We start from the raw sequence: 20567 nt of genomic DNA, 5'->3' as shown, positions 1-20567 counted from the left end.
AAGCGGCGGAATTCCCCGTCCGGGACGCCGCCGCGCAGGAGCACTTGACCCGGGGCCGATTCCGCTGGGCGCTGGCCGTGGTCGCCATCGCCGCATTCATGATCACCATGGACAACACGGTGGTCGCCAACGCGCTGCCGAAGATCAAGAGCGATCTCGGCATGTCCAAGAGCGCGCAGGAATGGGTCGGCATGGGGTACATCCTGATGTTCTCCTGCCTGCTGATCGCCGGCGGGCGGCTCACCGACATCTACGGCTGCCGGATCATGTTCGTCACCGGGATGACGGTGTTCACGGCGGCCTCGGCGGTGTGCGGCCTGGCGGGCGAGGAGTCGGTCCTGATCATCGGCCGGCTCGTGCAGGGCGCGGGCGCGGCGATGGCGCTGCCCTCCACCAGCGTCATGACCACCGTGGGGCGGAACGACCGGGAGCGGTCGCTGGGCTCCATCGTCTGGATCATCGCGGCGGGCGGCGCGACCGCGCTCGGCCCCGCCATCGGCGGCGTGATCGTCGAGCACTGGCACTGGGGCTGGATCTTCCTGATCAACATCCCGGTCGGGCTCGGCGTCATCGCGCTCGGCCTGGCGGTGCTGACCGACCACAGCGAGAACCCCTCGGCCCGGGTGGACCTGCCCGGCGCGCTGATCTCGGCGACGTTCCTGTTCGCGCTGATCTACGCGCTGGAGGCCGGGCGCGGCCGGTGGACCGACCCGCCGGTGCTGGCGGTGTTCGCGCTGGCCGGGATCGCCCTGGTCTGCTTCGTGCTGGTGGAGTCCTGGGCCCCCGACCCCATGATCAGCCTGCGGTTCTTCCGCAACCGGGTGTTCACCGGCGGGCTGGCGACGCAGATGCTGCACGGCATCGGCTTCAACGGGATGGTCTTCTACGCGGCGACGTTCCTGCAGACGTTCCTGATGTTCAACCCGGGCAAGGCGGGCCTGGTGCTGCTGCCGTCGGCGATCGTGGTGATGGCGATGACACCGGTGGCGTTCTGGGCCGCCGCCGCGCTCGGGCCCCGGATCACCGTCGGCGGCGGGATGGCGCTGATGGCGGGAGGCATGGCGCTGTTCTCCCAGCTCCGGCGGGACGACGACTTCCTGGACCTGATGCCGGGCGTGCTGGTCGTCGGGCTCGGGGCCGCCCTGTGCATGCCGATCGTGATGTACGTGCTGAAGGCCGTGCCCGAGGACCAGACGGGCGTCGCCAGCGGGATCATGAACGTGATCCGGGAGGCGTCGGGGGCGTTCGGCATCGCGATCGTCGGCCTGCTGATCCACGACATCCCCGGTCCGGGCGCGTCGGCGGCGGAGCTGGAGACCTTCCGCGGCGGCACGGCGGCCGGGCTGCTGCTGGGGGCCGCGCTGGTGCTGGTCGGAGGTGTGATCAGCGGGGTGACGCTGCCCAGCCGGCGCGGCTGGTCCGGGCCCAAGCACAACCGGCGGCGCCCCGCCCCGGACCTCGCCCCCGCCGCGCCGCGCGCTTCCGGAGCGGCGCTCGCCGCGCCGCGCGCCACCCCCTGGAACGGCCTGCCGGTGGTGCGCGAGCAGTGGCCGCCCCCGCCGCCGAAGGGCTGGTACCGCCCCTACGTGCCCGAGGACGCCCCGCCCGCGTCCCCGCGGCCCGCCCCCCGTCACGACGCCTGGTGAGGTGCCCATGACCCGTACGATCGTGATCTTCGCCGCCGGTTCGCGCGGCGACATCCAGCCGTGCGCGGCGCTGGGACGCGCGCTGCGCGAGCGCGGCGACCGGGTGCGGCTGGTGGCGAGCGCGCGCTACGCCCCGCTGGCGCACCGGGCGGGCCTGGAGCTGGCCCCCCTGACCGCCGACCCGGCCGAGATCATGAACTCCCCCGAGGGGCAGCGGCTGCTGGCCAGCGGCCGGAACCCGGTGCGGTTCCTGACGGGCTTCTGGCGCATCCTGGGGCCGCTGGCCGAACGCCTGCTGGCCGAGTGCCTGGACGCGTGCAAGGGCGCCGACCTGATCCTCGGCCCCACGCTGGGCCTGCTGCCCGTGCACATCGGCGAGCACCTGGGCGTGCCCTGGGCGCTGATCCACTTCCAGCCGAGCCAGCCGACGGGCGCGTTCCCGCACCCGTTCGTCCCCCGGCTCCCCGCGCTGGGCCCCTGGGCGAACCGCGCGACCTACGCCGCCGTGGAGCAGCTCACCTGGCAGCTCTCCCGCCCGTTCATCAACCCGTGGCGGACCGGCCCGCTGGGGCTGCGCCGGGCCCCCCTCCGCGGCCTGACGCGCGAGGTCCAGCGCACCGGCCCGGTCCTGGCGTGCTTCAGCGAGGCGGTGGTCCCCCGCCCGCGCGACTGGGGCGCGCACGTCAACCTGACCGGCTACTGGTTCCTGGACGAGCCCGGCTGGGAGCCGCCGGACGACCTGGCGGCGTTCCTGGAGGCCGGGCCGCCCCCGGTGTACGTGGGCTTCGGCAGCATGGTCCCCCGGGACGCCCGCGGCACGGACCGGACGGTCCGCGCGGCGCTCCGCGCGGCGGGCGTCCGGGGCGTCGTCCAGGGCGACCCGGCGACGTCCGACGACGACGTCCTGGCGGTGAGCGACGTCCCGCACTCGTGGCTGTTCCCGCGCATGGCGGCGGTGGTGCACCACGGCGGGGCGGGCACGACGGCGGCGGGCCTGCGCGCGGGCGTCCCGACGGTCGTCTGCCCGTTCTTCGGGGACCAGCCGTACTGGGGCGACCGCGTCCACGCGCTGGGGGCGGGGCCGGAGCCGCTGCCGTTCCGGAGGCTGACCGTCCCGCTGCTGGCGGCCCGCGTCCGCCGGGCGACGAACGACGCGGGGTTCGCCGGCGGCGCCCGCGCCGTGAGCGACCGCCTCCACGCCGAGGACGGCGTGGCCCGCGCCGCCGAGGTCCTGGACGCCCTCCGCTGAACGCCGGTGCCCCGGCCCGCGTGGCGGGCCGGGGCACCGGGGGGCGGGTCAGACGCGCTTGGCGCCCAGGGTCTTCATGATCTGGGGCCAGGCGGTGTGCATCTCGCGCTGCCAGTACGGCCAGGAGTGGCTGCCCGGACCGTAGATGTGGCTCGTGACGGAGACCTTCTGGCGCTTGGCCTCCTCGACGAACGCCTTCACCGTCGGGCCGATGGCGCGCTCGCTCAGGTAGCCGATGTCCCACGGGGCCTTGCCGGGCTTGTCGAACGGGCCGGCCTCACCCGTGGTGCCCGAGGAGACGTACAGCTTCGTGCCGCGCATGCGGGGCAGGAGCTTGATCGGGTCGTGGGCGTCCCAGTTGGCCTTGTGGATCCAGGGCACGCCCCAGATGTTGTAGGGGTCCTGGCCGCTGCGCATGTTGGTGTACATGAGCAGCGTGGGGATGCCCGGGTGGCTCATCGACAGCACGCCGCTGAAGCAGGACGCGTGCCGGAACATGCCCGGGTGGCGTCCCACGTAGGTGCAGGCCCCCTGGCCGCCGGAGGACAGGCCCATGACGGCGCGGGAGCCGCCCGCCCCGTAGTTGCGCTCCATCAACTGGCGGACCTCCTGGACGTGGAAGTCCTCCCACTTGGGGGTGCCGCCCTTGCCGCCGTTGAACCAGTTGGTGTACGAGCCGTTGCGGCCCTCGGGCATCACGACGATGACGCCCCATTTGCGGGCGACCTGCTCGATGTCGGTGCTGCGGGTCCAGGAGATGTAGCGGTCGTTGCCGCCGTGGAGGGCGTACACGACCGGCCAGGTCTTCTTGGAGCCGAACTTCCAGCCCTTGGGCAGCAGGACGCGCACGTTCTCCTTCGCGCCGCCGAGGGAGGGCGACTGCACCGTGAAGTCGAAGGAGGTCTTGCCCTTGTTCAGCCACTTGTAGCTGACGATCCTCGCGCCGGAGTCGGCCTTCCGGAAGCTCGCGGCCTGCGCCGGGGCCGCGTCCAGCGGGAGCGGGAGCGGAAGCGGGAGCACGCCCGCCCCGGCGACCGCGGCGGCCGTGACGGCCGCCGTCCGCCGTGCGAACCGGCGGCGTGACTCAGTTGACATCGTTCTCCTCCACGGTCCTCCAGCGCCAGCCCGAACCATCGGGATTGGGAACTATCTCACGTCTGGTACGGCTGGTGCTTGTGGGTTGGGGTTGGGGTTGTCCGTTCGCCCACGGCCGCCACGGCCCGGGGGGCGCGGCGGGCGGAGGCGGCGGAACGGGATCGGCCCAGGTGGGCGGGTGGTCGGGGCCCGGATCGGGCGGGGGGAGGGGCGCGGCGGCCACTTCTGGACCACTTTCGCGGGTGATCCTGCCGTCCGTTTCGGGCGTCGGCTCCCAGTGCAGGGCGTACGGGTAGGGCTGCTCGGCGGGCAGCGGCGGCGCGACCGCCGGCGGGGCCGCCACCGGCTCCCCGGCGGGGACCTCGCCGCGTTCGCGGAGGTCCATCCGGGCGTGCAGGCCCGCGAGGGGGCGCGGGAGCCACCAGTTGGCCCCGCCCATGAACCGCATGGTCGCGGGCACCAGGAGGGAGCGCACCAGCGCCGCGTCCACGACGACCGCGACGAACATGCCGACGCCGATCAGCTTCACGACGGTGATCCCGGCCATCGAGAACGCCGCGATGACCACCAGGAACAGCAGCGCCGCGCTGGTGATGATCCCGCCGGTGTGCTGCATGCCGCGGGCGACGGCCAGCCGGTTGTCGTGGCTGCGGTCCCACTCCTCGCGGATCCGCGACAGCAGGAAGACCTCGTAGTCCATCGACAGGCCGAACACCACCGCCAGGATCAGGATCATCGAGGTGGCCTCGACGCCGCCGGTCGGCGTGAAGTCGAGCAGGCCCGCCAGGTGGCCGTACTGGAAGCCCCACACGATCGCGCCGAACGACGCCCCGATCGACAGCACGTTCATCACGATCGCCTTGAGCGGCAGCACGACCGAGCCGAAGAACATGAACAGCAGCACGAACGTCGTCACGCCCACGAACAGGGCCATCTTCGGCAGCGTGCGCAGCAGGCTGTCCATCAGGTCCATCTGCGCCGCGGTGCTGCCGCCGACGTCGATCCGCATGGGGATGCCGCTCTCGTCCACCGGTTTGCCGCGGATGGTCTGGACGAGGTCCTGCGCCTGCCGGGACATCGGCTCGTACCGGTGCGTGACCGAGACGCGCACGCCCCCGTAGGAGGCGGAGTAGCCGGTGAACTTCGCCTCGACGACGCCGGGCAGCCGCGCCAGGTCCCCGCGGTAGTCCTCCAGGTGGGGCGGGATGTTGTCGCCCCTGCGGGCGGGCCGCCAGTCGCGCGGGACGAGCTGCCCGGTGAGCACGATGTCGATCGGTTCGGCCGAGCCGTTGGGGAACTCGCGCTTGACCGTCTCCACGACCTGCCGCGTCGGGCTCCCCTCGGGCAGGACGCGGGCGTCGACGCTGCCGAACTGCACGTTCAGGAACGGCCCGAACATCACGCCCAGGATCACCAGCACCACCGCGAAGTACGGCAGCGGGTGCCTCATCACGCTCTGCCCGAGCCGGAACCAGAACCCGCTGTCGGGGTCGCGCCGCGCGCGCCGGGACGTGGGCCGCCGCCACGGCATCCGCCCGAACTCCACGCGCGGGCCGAGCAGCACCAGCATCGTCGGCAGCAGCACCGTCGCGCCGAACACCGCCACCATGACGGTCGCGATCCCGGCCAGGCCGATCGTGCGCAGGAACATCTGCGGGAACAGCAGCAGCCCGCCCAGCGCCGCCGACACCGTCACGCCCGACACCATGATCGTGCGTCCGGCGGTGAGCATCGTGGTGACGACCGCGTCCCGCTGGGCCGGCTGCAACGCCTCCCGGTGGGCGCGCCGGGCCGCCCGGCGCGCCGCCCGGCCCCGCTCGGCCTTCCAGGGTTTTCCAGGGTCGATACCGCGCGCGGCCATCCCGCGCCGCAGCTCCTCGCGGAAGCGGCTCACGACGAACAGCGAGTAGTCGATCGCCAGGCCGACGCCCATCATGGTGACGACCTCCAGCGCGAACGCCGTCACGTCGGTCACGTAGGTGACCAGGTGCAGCACCGCGAGGCCGCCGACGATGGAGAACAGCGCGACCACCATCGGCAGCACCGACGCCGTCAGCGCGCCGAACAGCGCCACCAGCAGCACCAGCAGCGGCACCGCGGTGATCAGCTCGGCGCGGACGATGTCGGCGACGACCTGCTCGCCGAACTCGATGCCCAGCGGGTAGGCCCCGCCGAGCCGGGTCTCCAGGCCGGGCGCGGCCAGCCGGTCCTTGATGAGGTGGTAGTTGGCGGTCTTGGCGACGTCGTCCTTGCCCGCCAGCTTCAGCGACACGAACGTCGAGCGCCGGTCGTGCGAGGTGAACGGCGCGGCGTCCCGGGCGTCGAGCGACCAGTACGAGAACAGCTCGGCGACCTGCCCCTTCGGCAGCCGCGCCACCGTGGTGACCACCGCCGCCTGGTAGCGCGGGTCGTCCACGGTCATCGTGGGGCTGCGGTACAGCACCAGCACGTCGGGGTTGGTGCTGCCGAAGTAGGTCGCGCCGAGCTTGGCGACCGTGGTGGAGGACGCGTCGGGGTCCTCGAAGCCGCCCTGCTTGAACTTGCCGAACACGCCGAGGCCCCAGCCGCCCGCCAGGACCGTGCACAGCAGGATCAGGACGAGACAGGTCCAGCGCCGTCGGTGGATGAGGCGGCCCAGCCCCGCGAGCATGATCCTCCTGTGTGCCGGGCGGCCGGAACGCGTCCGTTCCGGCCGCCGAACGAGCGTCCGGTGTCACCTGCGCGGCGTCACCCCCGCGCGTCGAGCCGCGCCCGGGTGGTCGGCAGCGCGCCGTCCAGGTAGCGCTGCCGGGTCGCGGCACGGGCGATCTTGCCGCTGGAGGTGCGCGACACCCCGCCCGGCTCGATCAGCACGAAGTCGTGCACGCTCATCTCGTGCTCGACGTTGATCGCGCCGCGCACCGCCGTCTCGACCTCGGCCGGGTCCAGCCGGGCGAGGGGGACGCGCCGGTTGCGCTCGGCGACCACGACCAGCAGCTCGGTCTCCTCCCCCTGCACCGCGAACGCCGCGACGTGGTCGGGCCGGATCGCCGGGTGCGCCTCCTGCGCGGTGACCTCGATGTCCTGCGGGTAGTGGTTGCGGCCGTCCACGATGATCAGGTCCTTGATGCGGCCGGTGACGTACAGCTCGCCCTCGTGGACGGCGCCGTAGTCGCCGGTTCTCATCCAGGGCCCGGCGGGCAGGCCGCCGGGCTCGGCCAGCTCGCCGCCGAAGGTGTCCTGGCTGCGCTCGGAGTTGCGCCAGTAGCCGGGGGCGGTGTTGGGGCCGTGCACCCAGATCTCGCCGACCTCGCCGTCCGGCCGCTCGGTCCGCGTCTCGGGGTCGACGATCGCGACGATCTGCCCGACGGGGCGGCCGCACGAGACGAGCGCGCTGACCCGCTCGCCGTCCGCCGCGGGGCCGGCGAGCGCGACCCGCCCCTGGGTGAGGGCGTCGCGGTCCACCTCGATGACCTTGGGCGGGGTGTCGTCGGCGGCGGCCGACACGAACACCGTCGCCTCGGCCAGCCCGTAGCCGGGGGCCTGCGCGCCCGGCCGCAGCCCGGCGGGCGCGAACGCCGCGGCGAACGTCTCCAGCGTGGAGGGACGGATCGGCTCGGCCCCGTTCAGGCAGGTCACCAGGCCCGACAGGTCCAGCTCGGCGAGCTTCTCCGGCGTCACCACCGACGCGGCGTACTCGTAGGAGAAGTTCGGCCCGGCGGTGTAGACGTTCCGGCCCGGCCGCTCGGCGATCAGCTCCAGCCAGCGCAGCGGGTTCATCACGAACGACACCGGGTCGGTGTAGATGGCGTGGTCCCCGCCGTACAGCGGCAGCGCCATCGCCGCGATCAGCCCCATGTCGTGGAACAGCGGCAGCCAGCTCACCAGCTCGGGGGTCGGCCCGTCGGGGGCCCAGCCCGCCCACAGCTGCGCGGCGTTGGCGGTGACGTTCCCGTGGGTGATCTCGACCCCGGCGGGGCGGCGGGTGGAGCCGGAGGTGTACTGGAGGTACGCCAGGTCGTCGAAGCCGATCGGCTCGTCCGTCCAGGCGTCGGCCAGCGCCGGGTCCACCTCCTCGGCGAACACGATCTCCCTGGGCCGCGGCACGTCGTGGTCGGCCAGGAACTTCTCCACGTGCGGCAGCGAGCTCCGGCAGGTGACGACGACGGCCGGCTCGGAGTCGGCGTAGGCCCCGATCAGCCGGTCGGCGTGGCCCGGCAGGTCCGGCGAGAACAGCGGCACCGCCACCACGTGCGCGTGCATCGCGCCGAGCATCGTCATCATGTAGTCGAGCGTCTGCGGCAGCAGCAGCGCGGCGCGGTCGCCGGGCTCGGCGACCTGGCGGAGCCGGGCCGCCATGGCGCGGGCGCGGCGCGCGGCCTCGGCCCAGGTCAACGTGATCTTCACGCCGCCCGGGTCCAGCGAGTAGTCCACGAACGTCCACGCCGGCGCGTCCGGCTTCTCCGCCGCCCACCGCGCGACGCGCTCGATCAGCGGAACGCGGCCGGCACCGCCGGGCTGGAGTTCGGGAAGCAACGAGCCCAGAGCCATCTCTGTCTCCCGGGGGATCGGGCGGGCGGCACCGTGCGGGGGTCGCGCGGGGACCGCGCCGTCGAGGGCGGAGCGCTGCCGACCGGACGGCTCCCGCGGAGGCCGCCGGCTACCGGCGATGATCGTGCAGCGTGAAGCTACCGGAAGGTAGCCAGGCGGCGGAACCGCCCCACGCGCACATTAGCCACCTCGGCCTTTGTCACGGAAGTGACAAGCCCGTGACCGGTGTCCCCTCCCGCGACACATGCCTTCACGGTGCGTCGCGGCGCGGTGTCATCCCCGCGCGGGCGGGTTCGGAAGCGGGCTCAGCGGCGCCGGCGGGGCGGGCGGCGCGACGCGACCGCCGCCGCGCGGGCCGGGCGCGCGCCGCCCACCCGGCGGCGCCACAGGCTCAGGCAGGCCGCCACCCACAGCAGCGCGATCTCCGCGATCAGCGCGACGCCGAGCACCACGGCCCAGTCGGTGCCGTCGCCCCCGCCGTCCAGCCCGGTCGGCGAGACCAGCGTCATCTGGGCGTCGGGGGTCCGGGGGGCGGCGCCGGGCAGCGAGAGCGCGGGCGGGGAGCCGGCCGGCGGCAGCACCGACGGGCTCGGCACGTCGCCGAGCCCGGGGGCGGGCGCGTCCGACGCGGGCGGCGCCGGCAGCGGCGGAACCTCCGTCAGCGGGGGCGGCGACCCGACCGGGCCGGGAGCGGGCGGCGGCGCGGGGGCGGCCGACGGCGGCCGGACCGGCGGGGCCTGCCCGGGAGGGTTCCGGCGCGGCGTGACCGCACGCGGCCTGACCGTGGGCGGGTCGACGGCGGACGGCTTGGCGGCGGGGGGCCTGGCGACCGACGGCCTGGCCGCCGAGGGTTTGGTGGCGGACGGCCGGGCCGGGCCCGGGGCGGGCTTCGCCGAACGGGTCGGCGCGGGCTCCGGGCGCGGGCCGCGGACCGGGGCCGGCGGGGTGGCGGCGGCGACCGACTCGCGCCGGACGTTGCTGGCGCCCGCGATCGCGACGACGCGCGGCGCCGAGGCCACCCGCGCCCGCTCCGGGATCCGCACGGCGACCTCGACGTACCGGACGTGGACCAGGTCGCCCAGGTCGCAGCGCAGCGGCGCGCCCTTCCCGCGCGAGGCGCACTCGGGCGGGTTCTCCGCCCAGGTCAGCGGGCGCTGGGCGAGCACCAGCAGGGCGGTGTCGTGGGCGGCGCCGCCGATCGGCCGCACCGTGACGCGGTAGCGGGCGACCTGCTGGCCGTCGAGCGGCGAGCGTCCGGCCGGGCTGATCGCGACGGCGAGGCGGACCCGGTCGCGCCGCTTCGGCGGCCGGGTGGCGGTGGCCGTCGGGACGACCGGGGGGACGTCCGCGGCCGGCGCTTTCCTGGTGGGCGTCGGGGGCGAGGGCGGGGCGGGCGGCCGGGACGGGGGCCGGACGGCGGGCCCGATGGGCGTGGGGACGGCCGGGTCCCGTTCGACCACGGGGAGAACGGGGTCGGAGGGCTCGGCGGCCCCGTGGTCGGTGGCCCCGGAGTGCGGTCCGGCGAGCAGCGCCGGGGGCAGCACCACCGCCCCGCTCAGCACCGCGACGCCCCAGCGGCGCATGCGCGCCGCTCCGCCGCGTCCCGTACGCCCTCCGGTCGGCACCCGATCCCCCTCCGTCGCACTGGCCGGTCGCCTGGGGGGCGTTAACAAGTATTGCCGGTCCGCGACGCTCCGTAACGTCCCGCGCGGGAGGTATGGATGTCGAGCGGCATTTCACACAGCGAAATAATCTTTCCGTAGAATCGGGCGGACCGCGAGAGAGGAGACGTCGGTGGCGGAGGCCGTACGGTCACTGGAGCGCACCTTCGAGCTGCTGGAACATCTGGCCGACGCCGGCGGGGAGATGGCGCTGTCGGAGCTGACGGAGGTCTCCGGGCTGCCCATGCCGACGATCTACCGGCTGATGCGCACCCTGGTGAACCGCGGGTACGTCCGGCAGGAGCCGTCCAAGCGGTACGCGCTGGGCCCCCGGCTGATCCGGCTGGGCGAGGGCGCGTCGCGGCTGCTGGGCTCGTGGGCCCGCCCGGCGCTGACCCGGCTGGTCGACGAGGTCGGCGAGACCGCGAACATGGCCGTGCTGGAGGGCGACGAGGCGGTGTACGTCGCGCAGGTGCCCTCCCGGCACTCGATGCGGATGTTCACCGAGGTCGGGCGGCGGGTGCTGCCGCACTGCACGGGCGTCGGCAAGGCGCTGCTGGCGCAGCTCCCCGAGCAGCGGGCGCGGGAGATCCTCGGCCGGACCGGGATGCCCGCGCACACCCCGCACACCTTCACCGACCCCGACGCGCTGGTGGCCGAGCTGGCACGGATCCGCGAGCGCGGCTACGCGGTGGACGACGAGGAGCAGGAGATCGGCGTGCGGTGCGTGGCCGTCCCGCTGCCGGGCGCGCCCACGCTGACGGCGCTGTCGGTGTCGGGGCCGTCGGCGCGGATGACGCACGAGACGGTCGCCGAGGTCGTTCCGATCATGCGGGAGGTGGCGGCGCGGTTCGCCCGGGAGCTGGATCCGGCGGCCCCGTGAGGGCGCGCCGGAAGCGCCCGCGTCAGTCGACCACCTCGCCGGGGACGGCGCCGGGGTGGCCGCCGCGCTCCCACACCACGAAGTCGCCCGCCGACCTCACCAGCATCGTCAGGACCCACAGCGCCACGCCGGTGTCGTCCAGGACGCCGACGACCGGCAGCACCTCGGGGACCGCGTCGATCGGCGAGACGATGTAGACCAGCGCGAGGGCCAGCAGCCCGAGCGTGCCGTACGACATGCCCTTGTAGTCGCCGCGCAGCACCCCCCTGACCATGCGGGGCACGGCGCGGACGCGCTCGCCCAGGCCGGGCGCGCCGGGCTTGAGGGTCTCGTTGTAGATCTCCCAGGCGGCGCCGGCGGCGGCCGCGTTGCGCTTCTTGCTCATGGAACTCCTCGGGCGCGGGTTGTGGGCGCGCCCCCGTGGCGCCCACGCTCTACTAGGACGCGCCGGGCCGCCGGGTTGTTCCCCTCGATCGCCGGGCGCGCGGCCGTGCCCGGCGCGGCAGGTGGCGATTCCTGGCATCCGGGATGAGAAGGAGTTACCCCGGGTCATGTTTTCATTACCCACATGCACCGGCTGCGGGGATTCCGGCGCATTTCCCGGCGTCCGCTGGAAACATGAGGTTCGTTGGCCCCGTGCGAACGGGGAGGCCCCCCGGGGGAGCTGACGAGGTCATGAGCGCCGACCGTTCCAGCCCGTCCGGCCTCGACCGGCCGGTGCACGGCAGCGCGGCCGGGGTCGGCTACGTCGCGCTGCCGCCGAGCGCCGTGGACGCCCGGCCCGCCGGGGACACCCGGCTGGTCGTGGTCTGGCCGGGGTTCGAGCCGCCGCGCACCGCCGCCGCGATGGCCGCCGCCGTGCCGCTGACGGGCGTTCCGGCCTGGCGCTTCTACCTGGACCTTCCGGCGCCCGGTGGGCGCGCGCCCACCGGGCTGGGCTCGGGGGCGTTCCTGGAGACGCGCGGGATGGAGTGCTACGGCGCGGCCGTGGAGCAGGCTGTGGAGCGGCTGCCCGCCGCGCTGGCGGAGCTCTGGCGGACGTTCGGGATCGCGGAGGGCCCGGTGGCCCTCGCCGGGTTCTCGGTCGGCGGGTCGGCGGCGCTGCTGGCGCTGGCGCGGGGCGTGGTCCCGGTCAGCACGGCCGCGCTGGTCGCGCCGGTCGTCGCCCCCGGCCGGGCCGCGCGGGCGCTGGAGAAGCGCGCGGGCCGCGAGCGCGCCTGGTCGGACCGGGCGCGCGGGCTCGCCGAACGGCTCGACCTCGGCGCCCGCGCCGCCGACATCGCCGCGCGGGGCGCGGCGCTGCTGCTGATCGGCGGGGCCCGGGACCGGGTGGTGCCGCCCGCCGAGATCACCGCGCTGCGGGACCTGCTGCGCCGGCTCGGCGAGGGCACCGTCGAGTCGGCGACGTTCCGGATGGGGCACGCCCTGGCCGCCGAGCCCGGCGTCGAGCCGCGGCCCCCGATCACCGAGGCGGTGCGGGTGGACGGCGTGCTGAACGACTGGTTCCGGGAGCGTCTCGCCGAGGTCGTCCCGGAGGGCGCGGACGGGTCGCCCGCCGCGGGGGCGCGCCCGGCGCCCGCCGCTCCGGCCGCGCCACGGGAGGGCGAGCGGCGGGAGGGCGGGCGTCACGAACGGCAGGTGCCGGTGGCGGTGCGGTTGGAGGGGACGGCGCTCCCGCCGGGCTGAGCCCGCGGCGCGGGAACGCGACCCGCGTCAGGCGCGGGCGAGCACCTGGTAGCGGACCGGGATCACGCCGGATCCGGTGCCGCCGACCTTGGCCATCGCGGCCTTGGACAGGTCCAGGCAGCGGCCGGACACGAACGGGCCCCGGTCGTTGATCCGGACGGTCACCGAGCGGCCGTTGTTCTTGTTGGTCACGCGGACCTTGGAGCCCATGGGCAGCGTCTTGTGCGCCGCGGTCAGCTCGCTGGGGTCGAAGCGCTCGCCGCTGGCGGTCATCTGGCCCTCCCAGTAGTAGGAGGCCTCGCAGGAGCCGCCGCCGACCACCCGCGTCCGGGGCTTGGCGGGCTTCTTCTTCGCCGCGCTCGACGGGCGCGGGCGGATCTCCTTCAGCCGGGGGGCGCGCTCCTCGCCGCGGGAGGCGCGGGTCGGCGTGGGCCGGGGCGCGTCCGCGAGCGGTGCGGCCGGCGAGGTCGGCGCGGCGGTCGGGGCCGGCACGTTCTGGGCGGCCGCCGCCGGGCGGGTCGAGCCGGAGGCGCTGGTCAGCAGGGCGATCGCGCCCGCCGCGATGACCGCGACGGCGACGCCGGAGGCGACGAGGATGAGGGGAAGGCGCTTGGCAGGGCGAGACGTACCAAAGATGCCCACAGAGAAAGTCCTTCGATCGGGGACAGGTCCTCGGACAGCCGGAATTCCGGTCGTTCAGCGGCGTGGTTCGTGTTCGTGCCGCGCGGAACGCTCCCGCTGCCGTCAGGCGTGGCGGGCGTCCGATCCCGGCCCTGTGAAGGGCGTTCTCCGCGTGCGCGGATCCGGCGTCCGGTGGTGCGACACCGGCGCGTGTTCACTTGTCGGTGACTCGGTCGGTCACGGCTCGTCCGGCCGGGCCGATCTCAGGCGTCGCACACAAGTTCTTGACCGTACGTTGGTATTCGCGAGAAGCAACCGGAACCCCGTTGTTTGTGGGGTTTGTCACCCCCGCTCCTTCCCTGCGGAGTCGGTTTACTACACAGGGTCACCAATTTCGTAGATCGTCTTTACCATTTCATGATCGATTATCTCGGGGAGATCACGCCGGGTTCCCGGGAACGCCGACGGGGCGCGGACGAGGACGTTCCGGTCCTCGTTCGCGCCCCGTCGGGCGTGCGCGGCCGCGTGGGGCCGCCGGTGTTCTCGAAGCTCGGTCAGCCCTGTCCGGGCAGGCCGGGCAGGCCGGGCAGGCCGGGCACGGGCAGCGCGGGCAGCGCGGGGTTCCCGCCGCCGACCGCGTTGTTGATCTGGCTGGTCACCGGGGCGGTCAGCGAGCCGGTGATGTCGTTGATCGGGTCGTTGGCCAGCCGGCGCCGGCTGTCGATCGACACCGAGTGAGGGGGCTCGCCGAGCAGGCCGCCCAGCAGCTGCCGCAGCGGCTCCGGCCCGGCGACGCGGCCGTTGGCCGGGGCGCTCCGGCCCGGACCCAGGTCGTGGAGGACCGGGTTGACCAGGTCGGTGACGGCCGGGTTGACCGTGTCGGCGACGCTGCCCAGGGCGTCACCGCCCGGCACCGGCGGGTTGGCCCGGCGCATGCCCTGCTCGTTCTCCGACAGCGCGCCGCGCGCCTCCGACAGCACTCCCCGGGCCTCGGGGAGCATCGCCTTGGCCTCCGGCAGCATCGCCTTGGTCTCGGTCAGCACGTCGGACGCCTCCCGCGGCAGCGGGGCGCGGACGGTGCCCTCCAGGTCGTTCACCAGCCGGTCCACGCCGTCGGTCCCGGCCCTGCGGTGGTTGCCGCCCGCGCGCAGCGGCGGCTCGACGGTCCCGGTGAGGCCGGTGACGCGGTCGAGGCCCGCGAGCGAGGTGATCTCCTCGACGGGGCAGCGGGCCGCGCCGCCGCGGGTGCGCAGCCCGGTCCCGTCCATCGCGCGGCTCATCAGCCCGGAAACGCAGTCCGCGGCGGCGGCCTGGTGGGCCTGGACCGGCGCCAGAGCCCGCTGGCTCAGCCCGTCCGCCACCTCGGCGTGGGCGGGCGCCGCGCCGACCGCCAGCAGAACGGCCGCCGGAGCCAGCACGGCGGCCTTCAACAGGCTCCTCGTGGTTCGGTTCATTGCTTTTCCCCTCCGGGGTTTCGATTGACCCTGCACGTGCGCGCACTGCGGTTCCGAGGAACCCCTCCCGGAATCGGTATTCAGCCGCACCGTCGAGCCGCGACGTTAGTACGCGCCGACGCGTCGCACAGGATGATGGGAAAACCCGTCGGAGGAAGTAATGCCGGTTTACGAAAGCCGCCCTGACCGGCCGTCATACCGGGGCGTTCTCCCCCGAAACAACCACGACAATGGCCCCGACTTGGAAAACGAATGGAACTCCGATGAAAATCGGGACGCCCCCGCGAGCCTCCGGGACGTCCCGACTTTTTACCGAGCCGACGGTTTCATGGGGTGACCGGCCCGCCGTTCCCGAGGGAGATCGCCGCGGCGACCTCGGCCTGGCGCGCGGCCAGCTCGCGTTCGTGGCGTTCGGCGTCGGCGCGGTCGGCGATCTCCTCGTCCTGGCGCATGAGCGCCTCCAGGTCGGCCTTGGCGTTGTCGAGCACGCCCATGGCCCGGTAGGCGTCCTGGACGCGCTCGCCCCACAGGCCGACGTCGCGCACGCACGGGACGATGCGGCTGAACAGCAGCGACTGGTACAGCGTGAACATCTCGGAGTGCTCGACGTACTCCATGCAGCGCCCGACGGGCATGCCGAGGTTCTCGAAGATCTCGCGGCCCTTGAAGCGGTCGCGCATGAGGTGGCAGCCCTCGACGACGAACTCCTCGCGTTCGGCGCGCTCCCGGTCGGTGAGCTCGGCGTAGTAGTCCCTGAGCGCCAGCCGGCCGAACGCCACGTGCCGCGCCTCGTCCTGCATGACGTAGGCGAGGATCTGCTTGACCAGGGGGTTGCCGGACATGTCGCGGTACAGCCCGAACGCGGCGAGCGCCAGCCCCTCGATCAGCACCTGCATGCCCAGGTAGGGCAGGTCCCAGCGGGAGTCCTCCAGCGACTCGGCCAGCAGCCGGGCGAGGTCCTGGTTGATCGGGTAGTACATGCCGATCTTCTCGTGCACGAACCGGGCGTACAGCTCCACGTGCCGCGCCTCGTCCATGGTCTGCGTGGCGGCGTAGAACTTGGAGTCCAGGTCGGGCACGGACTGCACGATGCGCGCCGAGACGTTCAGCGCGCCCTGCTCGCCGTGCAGGAACTGGCTGAACAGCCACGCGCCCTGGTGGCGCCCGAACTCGTCCCGGGCCTTCTGGGGCATGCGGTCCCAGATGTCGGAACCGTACAGCGGGTTGAACTGCTCGGGCAGCGCGGCGACGTTGTTCGGATCGACCTCCAGGTCCCAGTCGATGCGCTTGGCCGCGTCCCACTGCTTGTCCTTGCCCTTCTGGTACAGGCTCAGCAGGCGGTCGCGGCCGTCGTCGTACTCCCAGGTGAAGCGGGCCGCGCCCGCCATGGGGACGTTCCAGGTCTCGGTGGGGACGGGGGCGGTGTAGAAGTCGAACGAGCTCATGGGCCCTCCTCAGCGCGGGTGCCGCCCACTGCTTTACATGTGTTCGTAACATGTCAACCGCGCCGTGACCAGACCCGCGCGGGGCACGACCGCGCGGGTCCGGCGGACCGTCAGGAGGCGACCGCGGTGGTGCCCCGGTGCCCCGCCTTCTTGACGGAGGCCCACGACTTGCTCAGCGAGGCGGTGCGCCGAGTGTTGTCGGCGGGGTCCCACCACAGGATCTTGGGGTTGGAGCCGGTGGTGTAGCCGTACACGACCATGAAGTGGCCCGCCCTGTTCCCGGTCGTCCGGCCCCACGGCTTGTGGCCGACGAGGACGCGGTAGATCAGCGGCTTCTTCTTGCTGCCCACGGCGGCCTTGACGTTGGTCAGGAAGGCGCTCTGGGACTTCGGGTTCAGGACGACGACCTCGTAGGGACGCCCGGCGTAGGTCTGGAGGGCCTTGCGCAGACCGTTGCGCATGCCCGACTCCCAGGTCCCGTCGGGCGGCTTGGTGCCCATCCATCCGGCCAGCTTGCTCTGGCTGGGCAGGCCCCGGCTGATGTAGGCGGACAGCAGGGCGCGTCCGGCGGCGGGAGCGCACCAGTAGGACTTCTGCTGCTTCTGGGTCTTGATGGAGACCTTCTTGGTGGCGGCGGCGTGCACCTCGCCCGGACCGGTCTCCAGGGGTACGGACACGACCTGCTCGACCGGCGCGGAAGCGGGGGCGGCGGGGGCGGCCGCGTGGGCCGGGGCCACGGCCGGCGCCGCGAAGAGCGGCGTCACCAGAGCGATTACGGCGATTCTCCTCATGAGCGGTCATTCTGATCGCCGCTCCCCGGAAGGGGACAGGCCCCAGGGCACTAATTCACGAAGTCGCGCCCCCCGCCCCATGACTTTTGTCATCGCGAAGGCCGGACAACGTTCACTAACGCGCCGACCTGCGCTTTCCTAGCGTTGGGGACATGGAAGCCATCAGCATGGAGAACGTCTCCAAGAACTACGGGGACGTGCGGGCCGTCGACGCGTTGAGCCTGGAGGTGCCCGCCGGACAGGTCGTGGCGCTGCTCGGGCCGAACGGGGCCGGCAAGAGCACCGCGGTCGGGATCACGCTCGGGCTGGTGCGGCCCGACGCGGGGCGGGTGTCGCTGTTCGGGGCCCCGCCCGCCGAGGCCGCCGCGCGGGGGCGGGTCGGGGCGATGCTCCAGGACGGCGCGCTCGTGCCGAACCTGACCGTCCGGGAGGTCGTCGGGTTCGTGCGCGGGCTGTACCCCGCGCCGATGCCGCTGGACGGGGTGCTGGAGATCGCCGGGCTGACCGCGCTGGCCGGGCGGCGGACCGGGGCGCTGTCGGGCGGGCAGGCGCAGCGGGTGCGGTTCGCGACGGCGATCGCGGGCGCGCCGGGAGTGCTGGTGCTGGACGAGCCGACCGCCGCCCTGGACGTGGCGGCCCGGCGGGCGTTCTGGGCCGGGATCCACGCCTACGCGGGCGAGGGGCGGACCGTCCTGTTCGCCACGCACCGCCTGGAGGAGGCCGACGAGAACGCCGACCGCGTCGTGGTCGTCGCGCGCGGCCGGGTCGTCGCCGACGGGACGCCCGCCGAGATCAAGGCCCGCGTCGGGGGCCGGGCGGTGCGGTTCGCGCTGGGCGACCAGCCCGCCGCCGGGCTGGACCGGCTGCCGGGGGTGACCGGGCTGGAGGTCCGGGGCGGCGTCGCCACGCTGCGCACCGGCGATCCGGACGGGGTGGTCGCCGAGCTGTACCGGACCGGGCTGCGGGTCCGGGACCTGGAGATCGTCACGCCCGCGCTGGAGGACGCCTTCCTCTCGTTGACCTCGAAGGAGCGGTGATGTGGGGCTACCTGCGGCTGGAGCTGCTGACGGTGCTGCGCGACCGGCACTACCTGTTCTTCACGCTGGCCGTCCCGGTCGGCTTCTACCTGCTGTGGTCGAGCGTCTTCACCGCCGAGCGCCCCGATCCGACGACCGGGCTGGCGCTGCCGGTGGACATCATGGTGTCGATGGCCTCCTACGGGGCGCTCGGCGCGACGCTGATGACCACGGGGGTGCGGCTCGCGGCGGAGCGCCGCAGCGGATGGCTGCGGCAGCTACGGGTCACGCCGCTGAGGGCGCGGACGGTGGTCGCGGTGAAGACGCTCGCCGCGATGTCGCTGGGACTGCCCGCGGTGGTGCTGGTCGGGTTCGCGTCGGTGGTCTACCAGGGGGTGCGGCTGAGCCCCGGACAGTGGGCCGCGATCGTGGTGCTGCTATGGGTCGGGACGCTGCCGTTCGCGGCGCTCGGCACGCTGATCGGGTCGCTGGTCGGGCCGGACGCGGCGCAGCCGGTCACCATCGGCTGCTACTTCGCGCTGGCGATCGGCGGCGGGCTGTGGCTGCCGCTGTCGGTGCTGCCGGAGGCGATCCGGGACGTCGCGGGATGGCTGCCGTCCACCCGGTTCGCCGAGCTGGGCCGGGCCGTCGCCGCGGGGCACGCGCCGTCGCCCGCCGCCGGGCTGGTGCTGGCGGGCTGGACGCTGCTGCTCGGCGCGCTCGCGGTCGCCGCGTACCGGCGCGCTAGCGTGGCCCGCTGATGAGGCTTCTGTTCCAGGGCGACGCGGAGGGCCCCGAGCTTCGGCAACGGGCCTTCTGGGTGTCGTTCGGGCTGCTGTTCCTGATCCCGGTCGGGTTCGCGGTCGCGCGGTACGACGGCGTCCGGCGGGTGCTGGGGTTCGCGGCGCTGGCGGCGTTCGTGGCGCTGTACTACGCGGCGGCGTTCGTGCGGCGCAGCTGGGCCGATCCGTTCACCTGGCGGGTGTGGGCGGTGCTGGGGGCGTTCGCCGCGCTGGCGGCGGCGCTGCCGGTGGCGTTCGGGCCGGAGTGGATGGGCACGCCGATCTACCTGTCGTTCGTCCTGGCGATGGGGCTGCCGCTGCGGTGGGCGCCGTTCGGGGTGCTGGGGGCGCTGGCGGTGGCGCTGGCGGGCGGGTTCCTGTCGCGGTCCACGCCCGCGGCGACCGGCGGGATCGCGCTGATGCTGCTGTCGTTCGGGATGATGATGGTCGCGTTCCGGCACTCGCGGACGCTGGTCGCGCAGCTGCGGGAGGCGCGGGGCGAGGTCGCCCGGCTGGCCGCCGCCGACGAGCGGCTGCGGATCGCGCGCGACCTGCACGACCTGCTCGGGCACGGCCTCTCGCTGATCGTGCTGAAGAGCGAGCTGGCGCGGCGGCTGGCCGAGCGCGACCCGGCGCGGGCCGTCGCCGAGATCGGCGACATCGAGGTGGTCGCGCGCACCTCGCTGGCCGACGTGCGGGCGGCGATCTCCGGGTACCGGCGGCGCGACCTGGCCGAGGAGCTGGACGGCGCGCGGACCGTGCTCGCGGCGGCCGGGGTCGAGTCGGTCGTGCGGACGGCCGGGCCCCCGCCGCCCGGCGAGACCGACGGGCTGTTCGGGTGGGCGGTGCGGGAGGCCGTCACCAACGTGGTGCGGCACGCGCGCGCCGCGCGGTGCGTGATCGAGGTGGCCTGGGACGGGGAGGCGGCCGTGCTGGAGGTCCGCGACGACGGGCGGGCGGCGGGCGGGCACGCCCCCGGCAACGGCCTGCGCGGCCTCGCCGAACGCGTCGCGGCGGCGGGCGGCGACCTGGAGTCCGGGCCGCTGCCGGGCGGCGGCTTCCGCGTGCGGGTGCGCGTTCCCGTGGGGTCCGCCCCATGATCCGGGTGCTGCTGGCGGAGGACCAGGGGATGGTGCGCGGCGCGCTGGCGGCGCTGCTCGGGCTGGAGGAGGACCTGACGGTCGTCGGGGAGGCGGGGACCGGCGCCGAGGCCGTGGCCGTCGCGGTCCGGACCCGGCCGGACGTCGCGCTGCTGGACATCGAGATGCCGGACGGGGACGGGCTGACGGCCGCGGCCGGGATCCGGGCGGCCGTGCCGGGGTGCCGGGTCGTGATCCTGACGACGTTCGGGCGGCCGGGGTACCTGCGGCGGGCGATGGAGGCGGGCGCGTCCGCGTTCCTGATCAAGGACGGTCCGGCGGCGGAGCTGGCGGCGGCGGTCCGGCGGGTCGTGGCCGGGGAGCGCGTCATCGATCCGGCGCTGGCCGCCGCCGCGCTGAGCGCCGGGCCGAACCCGCTGTCGCCCCGCGAACGCGACGTGCTCGCCGCGGGCGCGGACGGCTCCACGATCGCCGACATCGCGGCCCGGCTGCACCTGTCGGAGGGCACCGTCCGCAACTACCTGTCCTCGGCGATCAGCAAGGTCGGCGTGCGGAACCGCATCGAGGCCGCCCGCGCCGCCGAGCGGCAGGGCTGGCTGTAGAGCGCA

17 protein-coding genes are annotated in these 20567 nt (G+C 74.3%); 8 read left to right on the top strand and 9 right to left on the bottom strand.

The genetic code is table 11. The annotated features are described in order from the left end of the window. Positions 1-44 precede the first annotated feature (44 nt). Both HNR61_RS11590 and HNR61_RS11585 read left to right on the top strand, forming a co-directional pair. Entirely contained in the window at positions 45-1646 is a 1602-nt protein-coding gene (locus tag HNR61_RS11590; RefSeq protein WP_182843075.1) for an MFS transporter, read from the top strand. Between the two features lie 7 nt (positions 1647-1653). Further along, complete coding sequence (locus tag HNR61_RS11585; RefSeq protein ID WP_182843074.1) at positions 1654-2895, top strand: glycosyltransferase; 1242 nt, start codon at positions 1654-1656, stop codon at positions 2893-2895. A 48-nt stretch (positions 2896-2943) separates the two neighbouring features. On the opposite strand, the gene HNR61_RS11580 is transcribed toward HNR61_RS11585, so the two are convergent. The 4 genes from HNR61_RS11580 to HNR61_RS11565 all read right to left on the bottom strand — a co-directional run bounded on the left by HNR61_RS11580 (position 2944) and on the right by HNR61_RS11565 (position 10103). Then, entirely contained in the window at positions 2944-3990 is a 1047-nt protein-coding gene (locus HNR61_RS11580; protein ID WP_182843073.1) for an alpha/beta hydrolase, read from the bottom strand. Continuing rightward, on the bottom strand, positions 3980-6640 hold the full coding sequence (locus tag HNR61_RS11575) for an MMPL family transporter (protein WP_182843072.1): 2661 nt from the start codon (positions 6638-6640) through the stop codon (positions 3980-3982). The genes HNR61_RS11580 and HNR61_RS11575 overlap by 11 nt, the downstream gene beginning before the upstream one ends. A gap of 77 nt (positions 6641-6717) precedes the next feature. Then, positions 6718-8520, bottom strand: coding sequence for a fatty acyl-AMP ligase (locus HNR61_RS11570; RefSeq protein ID WP_182843071.1), 1803 nt, complete (start codon positions 8518-8520; stop codon positions 6718-6720). A 305-nt stretch (positions 8521-8825) separates the two neighbouring features. Further along, positions 8826-10103, bottom strand: coding sequence for a hypothetical protein (locus HNR61_RS11565; RefSeq protein ID WP_182843070.1), 1278 nt, complete (start codon positions 10101-10103; stop codon positions 8826-8828). 211 nt (positions 10104-10314) lie between these two features. Here HNR61_RS11565 and HNR61_RS11560 point away from each other — a divergent pair, with 211 nt between their 5' ends. Continuing rightward, positions 10315-11064, top strand: a complete 750-nt coding sequence (locus tag HNR61_RS11560) for an IclR family transcriptional regulator (RefSeq protein WP_083999221.1) — start codon at positions 10315-10317, stop codon at positions 11062-11064. Between the two features lie 22 nt (positions 11065-11086). Here HNR61_RS11560 and HNR61_RS11555 read toward each other — a convergent pair whose 3' ends face one another. Continuing rightward, the gene (locus HNR61_RS11555) at positions 11087-11449 is read right to left on the bottom strand and encodes a YkvA family protein (RefSeq protein WP_182843069.1); all 363 of its coding nucleotides are present in this window, start codon (positions 11447-11449) and stop codon (positions 11087-11089) included. Positions 11450-11739: 290 nt separating this feature from the next. On the opposite strand from HNR61_RS11555, the gene HNR61_RS11550 reads away from it, so the two are divergent. Continuing rightward, positions 11740-12750 (top strand): alpha/beta hydrolase, encoded by a 1011-nt coding sequence (locus HNR61_RS11550; RefSeq protein WP_182843068.1) that lies wholly within the window; start codon positions 11740-11742, stop codon positions 12748-12750. A gap of 27 nt (positions 12751-12777) precedes the next feature. Here the strand turns inward: HNR61_RS11550 and HNR61_RS49125 are convergent, their stop codons facing one another. The 4 genes from HNR61_RS49125 to HNR61_RS11530 all read right to left on the bottom strand — a co-directional run bounded on the left by HNR61_RS49125 (position 12778) and on the right by HNR61_RS11530 (position 17034). Continuing rightward, positions 12778-13392 (bottom strand): septal ring lytic transglycosylase RlpA family protein, encoded by a 615-nt coding sequence (locus HNR61_RS49125; RefSeq protein ID WP_312897852.1) that lies wholly within the window; start codon positions 13390-13392, stop codon positions 12778-12780. A 533-nt stretch (positions 13393-13925) separates the two neighbouring features. After that, positions 13926-14825, bottom strand: a complete 900-nt coding sequence (locus tag HNR61_RS11540) for a hypothetical protein (RefSeq protein WP_182843067.1) — start codon at positions 14823-14825, stop codon at positions 13926-13928. A gap of 326 nt (positions 14826-15151) precedes the next feature. After that, positions 15152-16270, bottom strand: coding sequence for a ferritin-like domain-containing protein (locus HNR61_RS11535; protein WP_182843066.1), 1119 nt, complete (start codon positions 16268-16270; stop codon positions 15152-15154). A 110-nt stretch (positions 16271-16380) separates the two neighbouring features. Beyond that, the gene (locus HNR61_RS11530) at positions 16381-17034 is read right to left on the bottom strand and encodes a C39 family peptidase (protein ID WP_182843065.1); all 654 of its coding nucleotides are present in this window, start codon (positions 17032-17034) and stop codon (positions 16381-16383) included. Positions 17035-17213: 179 nt separating this feature from the next. On the opposite strand from HNR61_RS11530, the gene HNR61_RS11525 reads away from it, so the two are divergent. Genes HNR61_RS11525 through HNR61_RS11510 form a run of 4 tightly spaced genes read left to right on the top strand, consistent with a single transcriptional unit; the run spans position 17214 to position 20561 of the window. After that, positions 17214-18098: an ABC transporter ATP-binding protein gene (locus HNR61_RS11525; RefSeq protein ID WP_182843064.1), complete on the top strand. Its 885-nt coding sequence runs from the start codon at positions 17214-17216 to the stop codon at positions 18096-18098. Then, positions 18098-18838, top strand: coding sequence for an ABC transporter permease (locus HNR61_RS11520; RefSeq protein ID WP_182843063.1), 741 nt, complete (start codon positions 18098-18100; stop codon positions 18836-18838). The genes HNR61_RS11525 and HNR61_RS11520 overlap by 1 nt, the downstream gene beginning before the upstream one ends. After that, positions 18838-19959 carry a sensor histidine kinase gene (locus tag HNR61_RS11515; RefSeq protein ID WP_220509163.1) on the top strand — a complete coding sequence of 374 codons (1122 nt, stop codon included), beginning with the start codon at positions 18838-18840 and terminating at the stop codon, positions 19957-19959. Before HNR61_RS11520 ends, HNR61_RS11515 begins: the two co-directional genes overlap by 1 nt. Next, positions 19956-20561, top strand: a complete 606-nt coding sequence (locus HNR61_RS11510; RefSeq protein WP_182843062.1) for a response regulator transcription factor — start codon at positions 19956-19958, stop codon at positions 20559-20561. The genes HNR61_RS11515 and HNR61_RS11510 overlap by 4 nt, the downstream gene beginning before the upstream one ends. Positions 20562-20567: the final 6 nt, after the last annotated feature.

It is taken from the genome of Actinomadura kijaniata (assembly GCF_014138665.1).
In the GTDB taxonomy this organism is placed as follows: Bacteria; Actinomycetota; Actinomycetes; order Streptosporangiales; family Streptosporangiaceae; genus Spirillospora; species Spirillospora kijaniata.
This window is presented reverse-complemented; position numbering and strand designations above follow the sequence as displayed.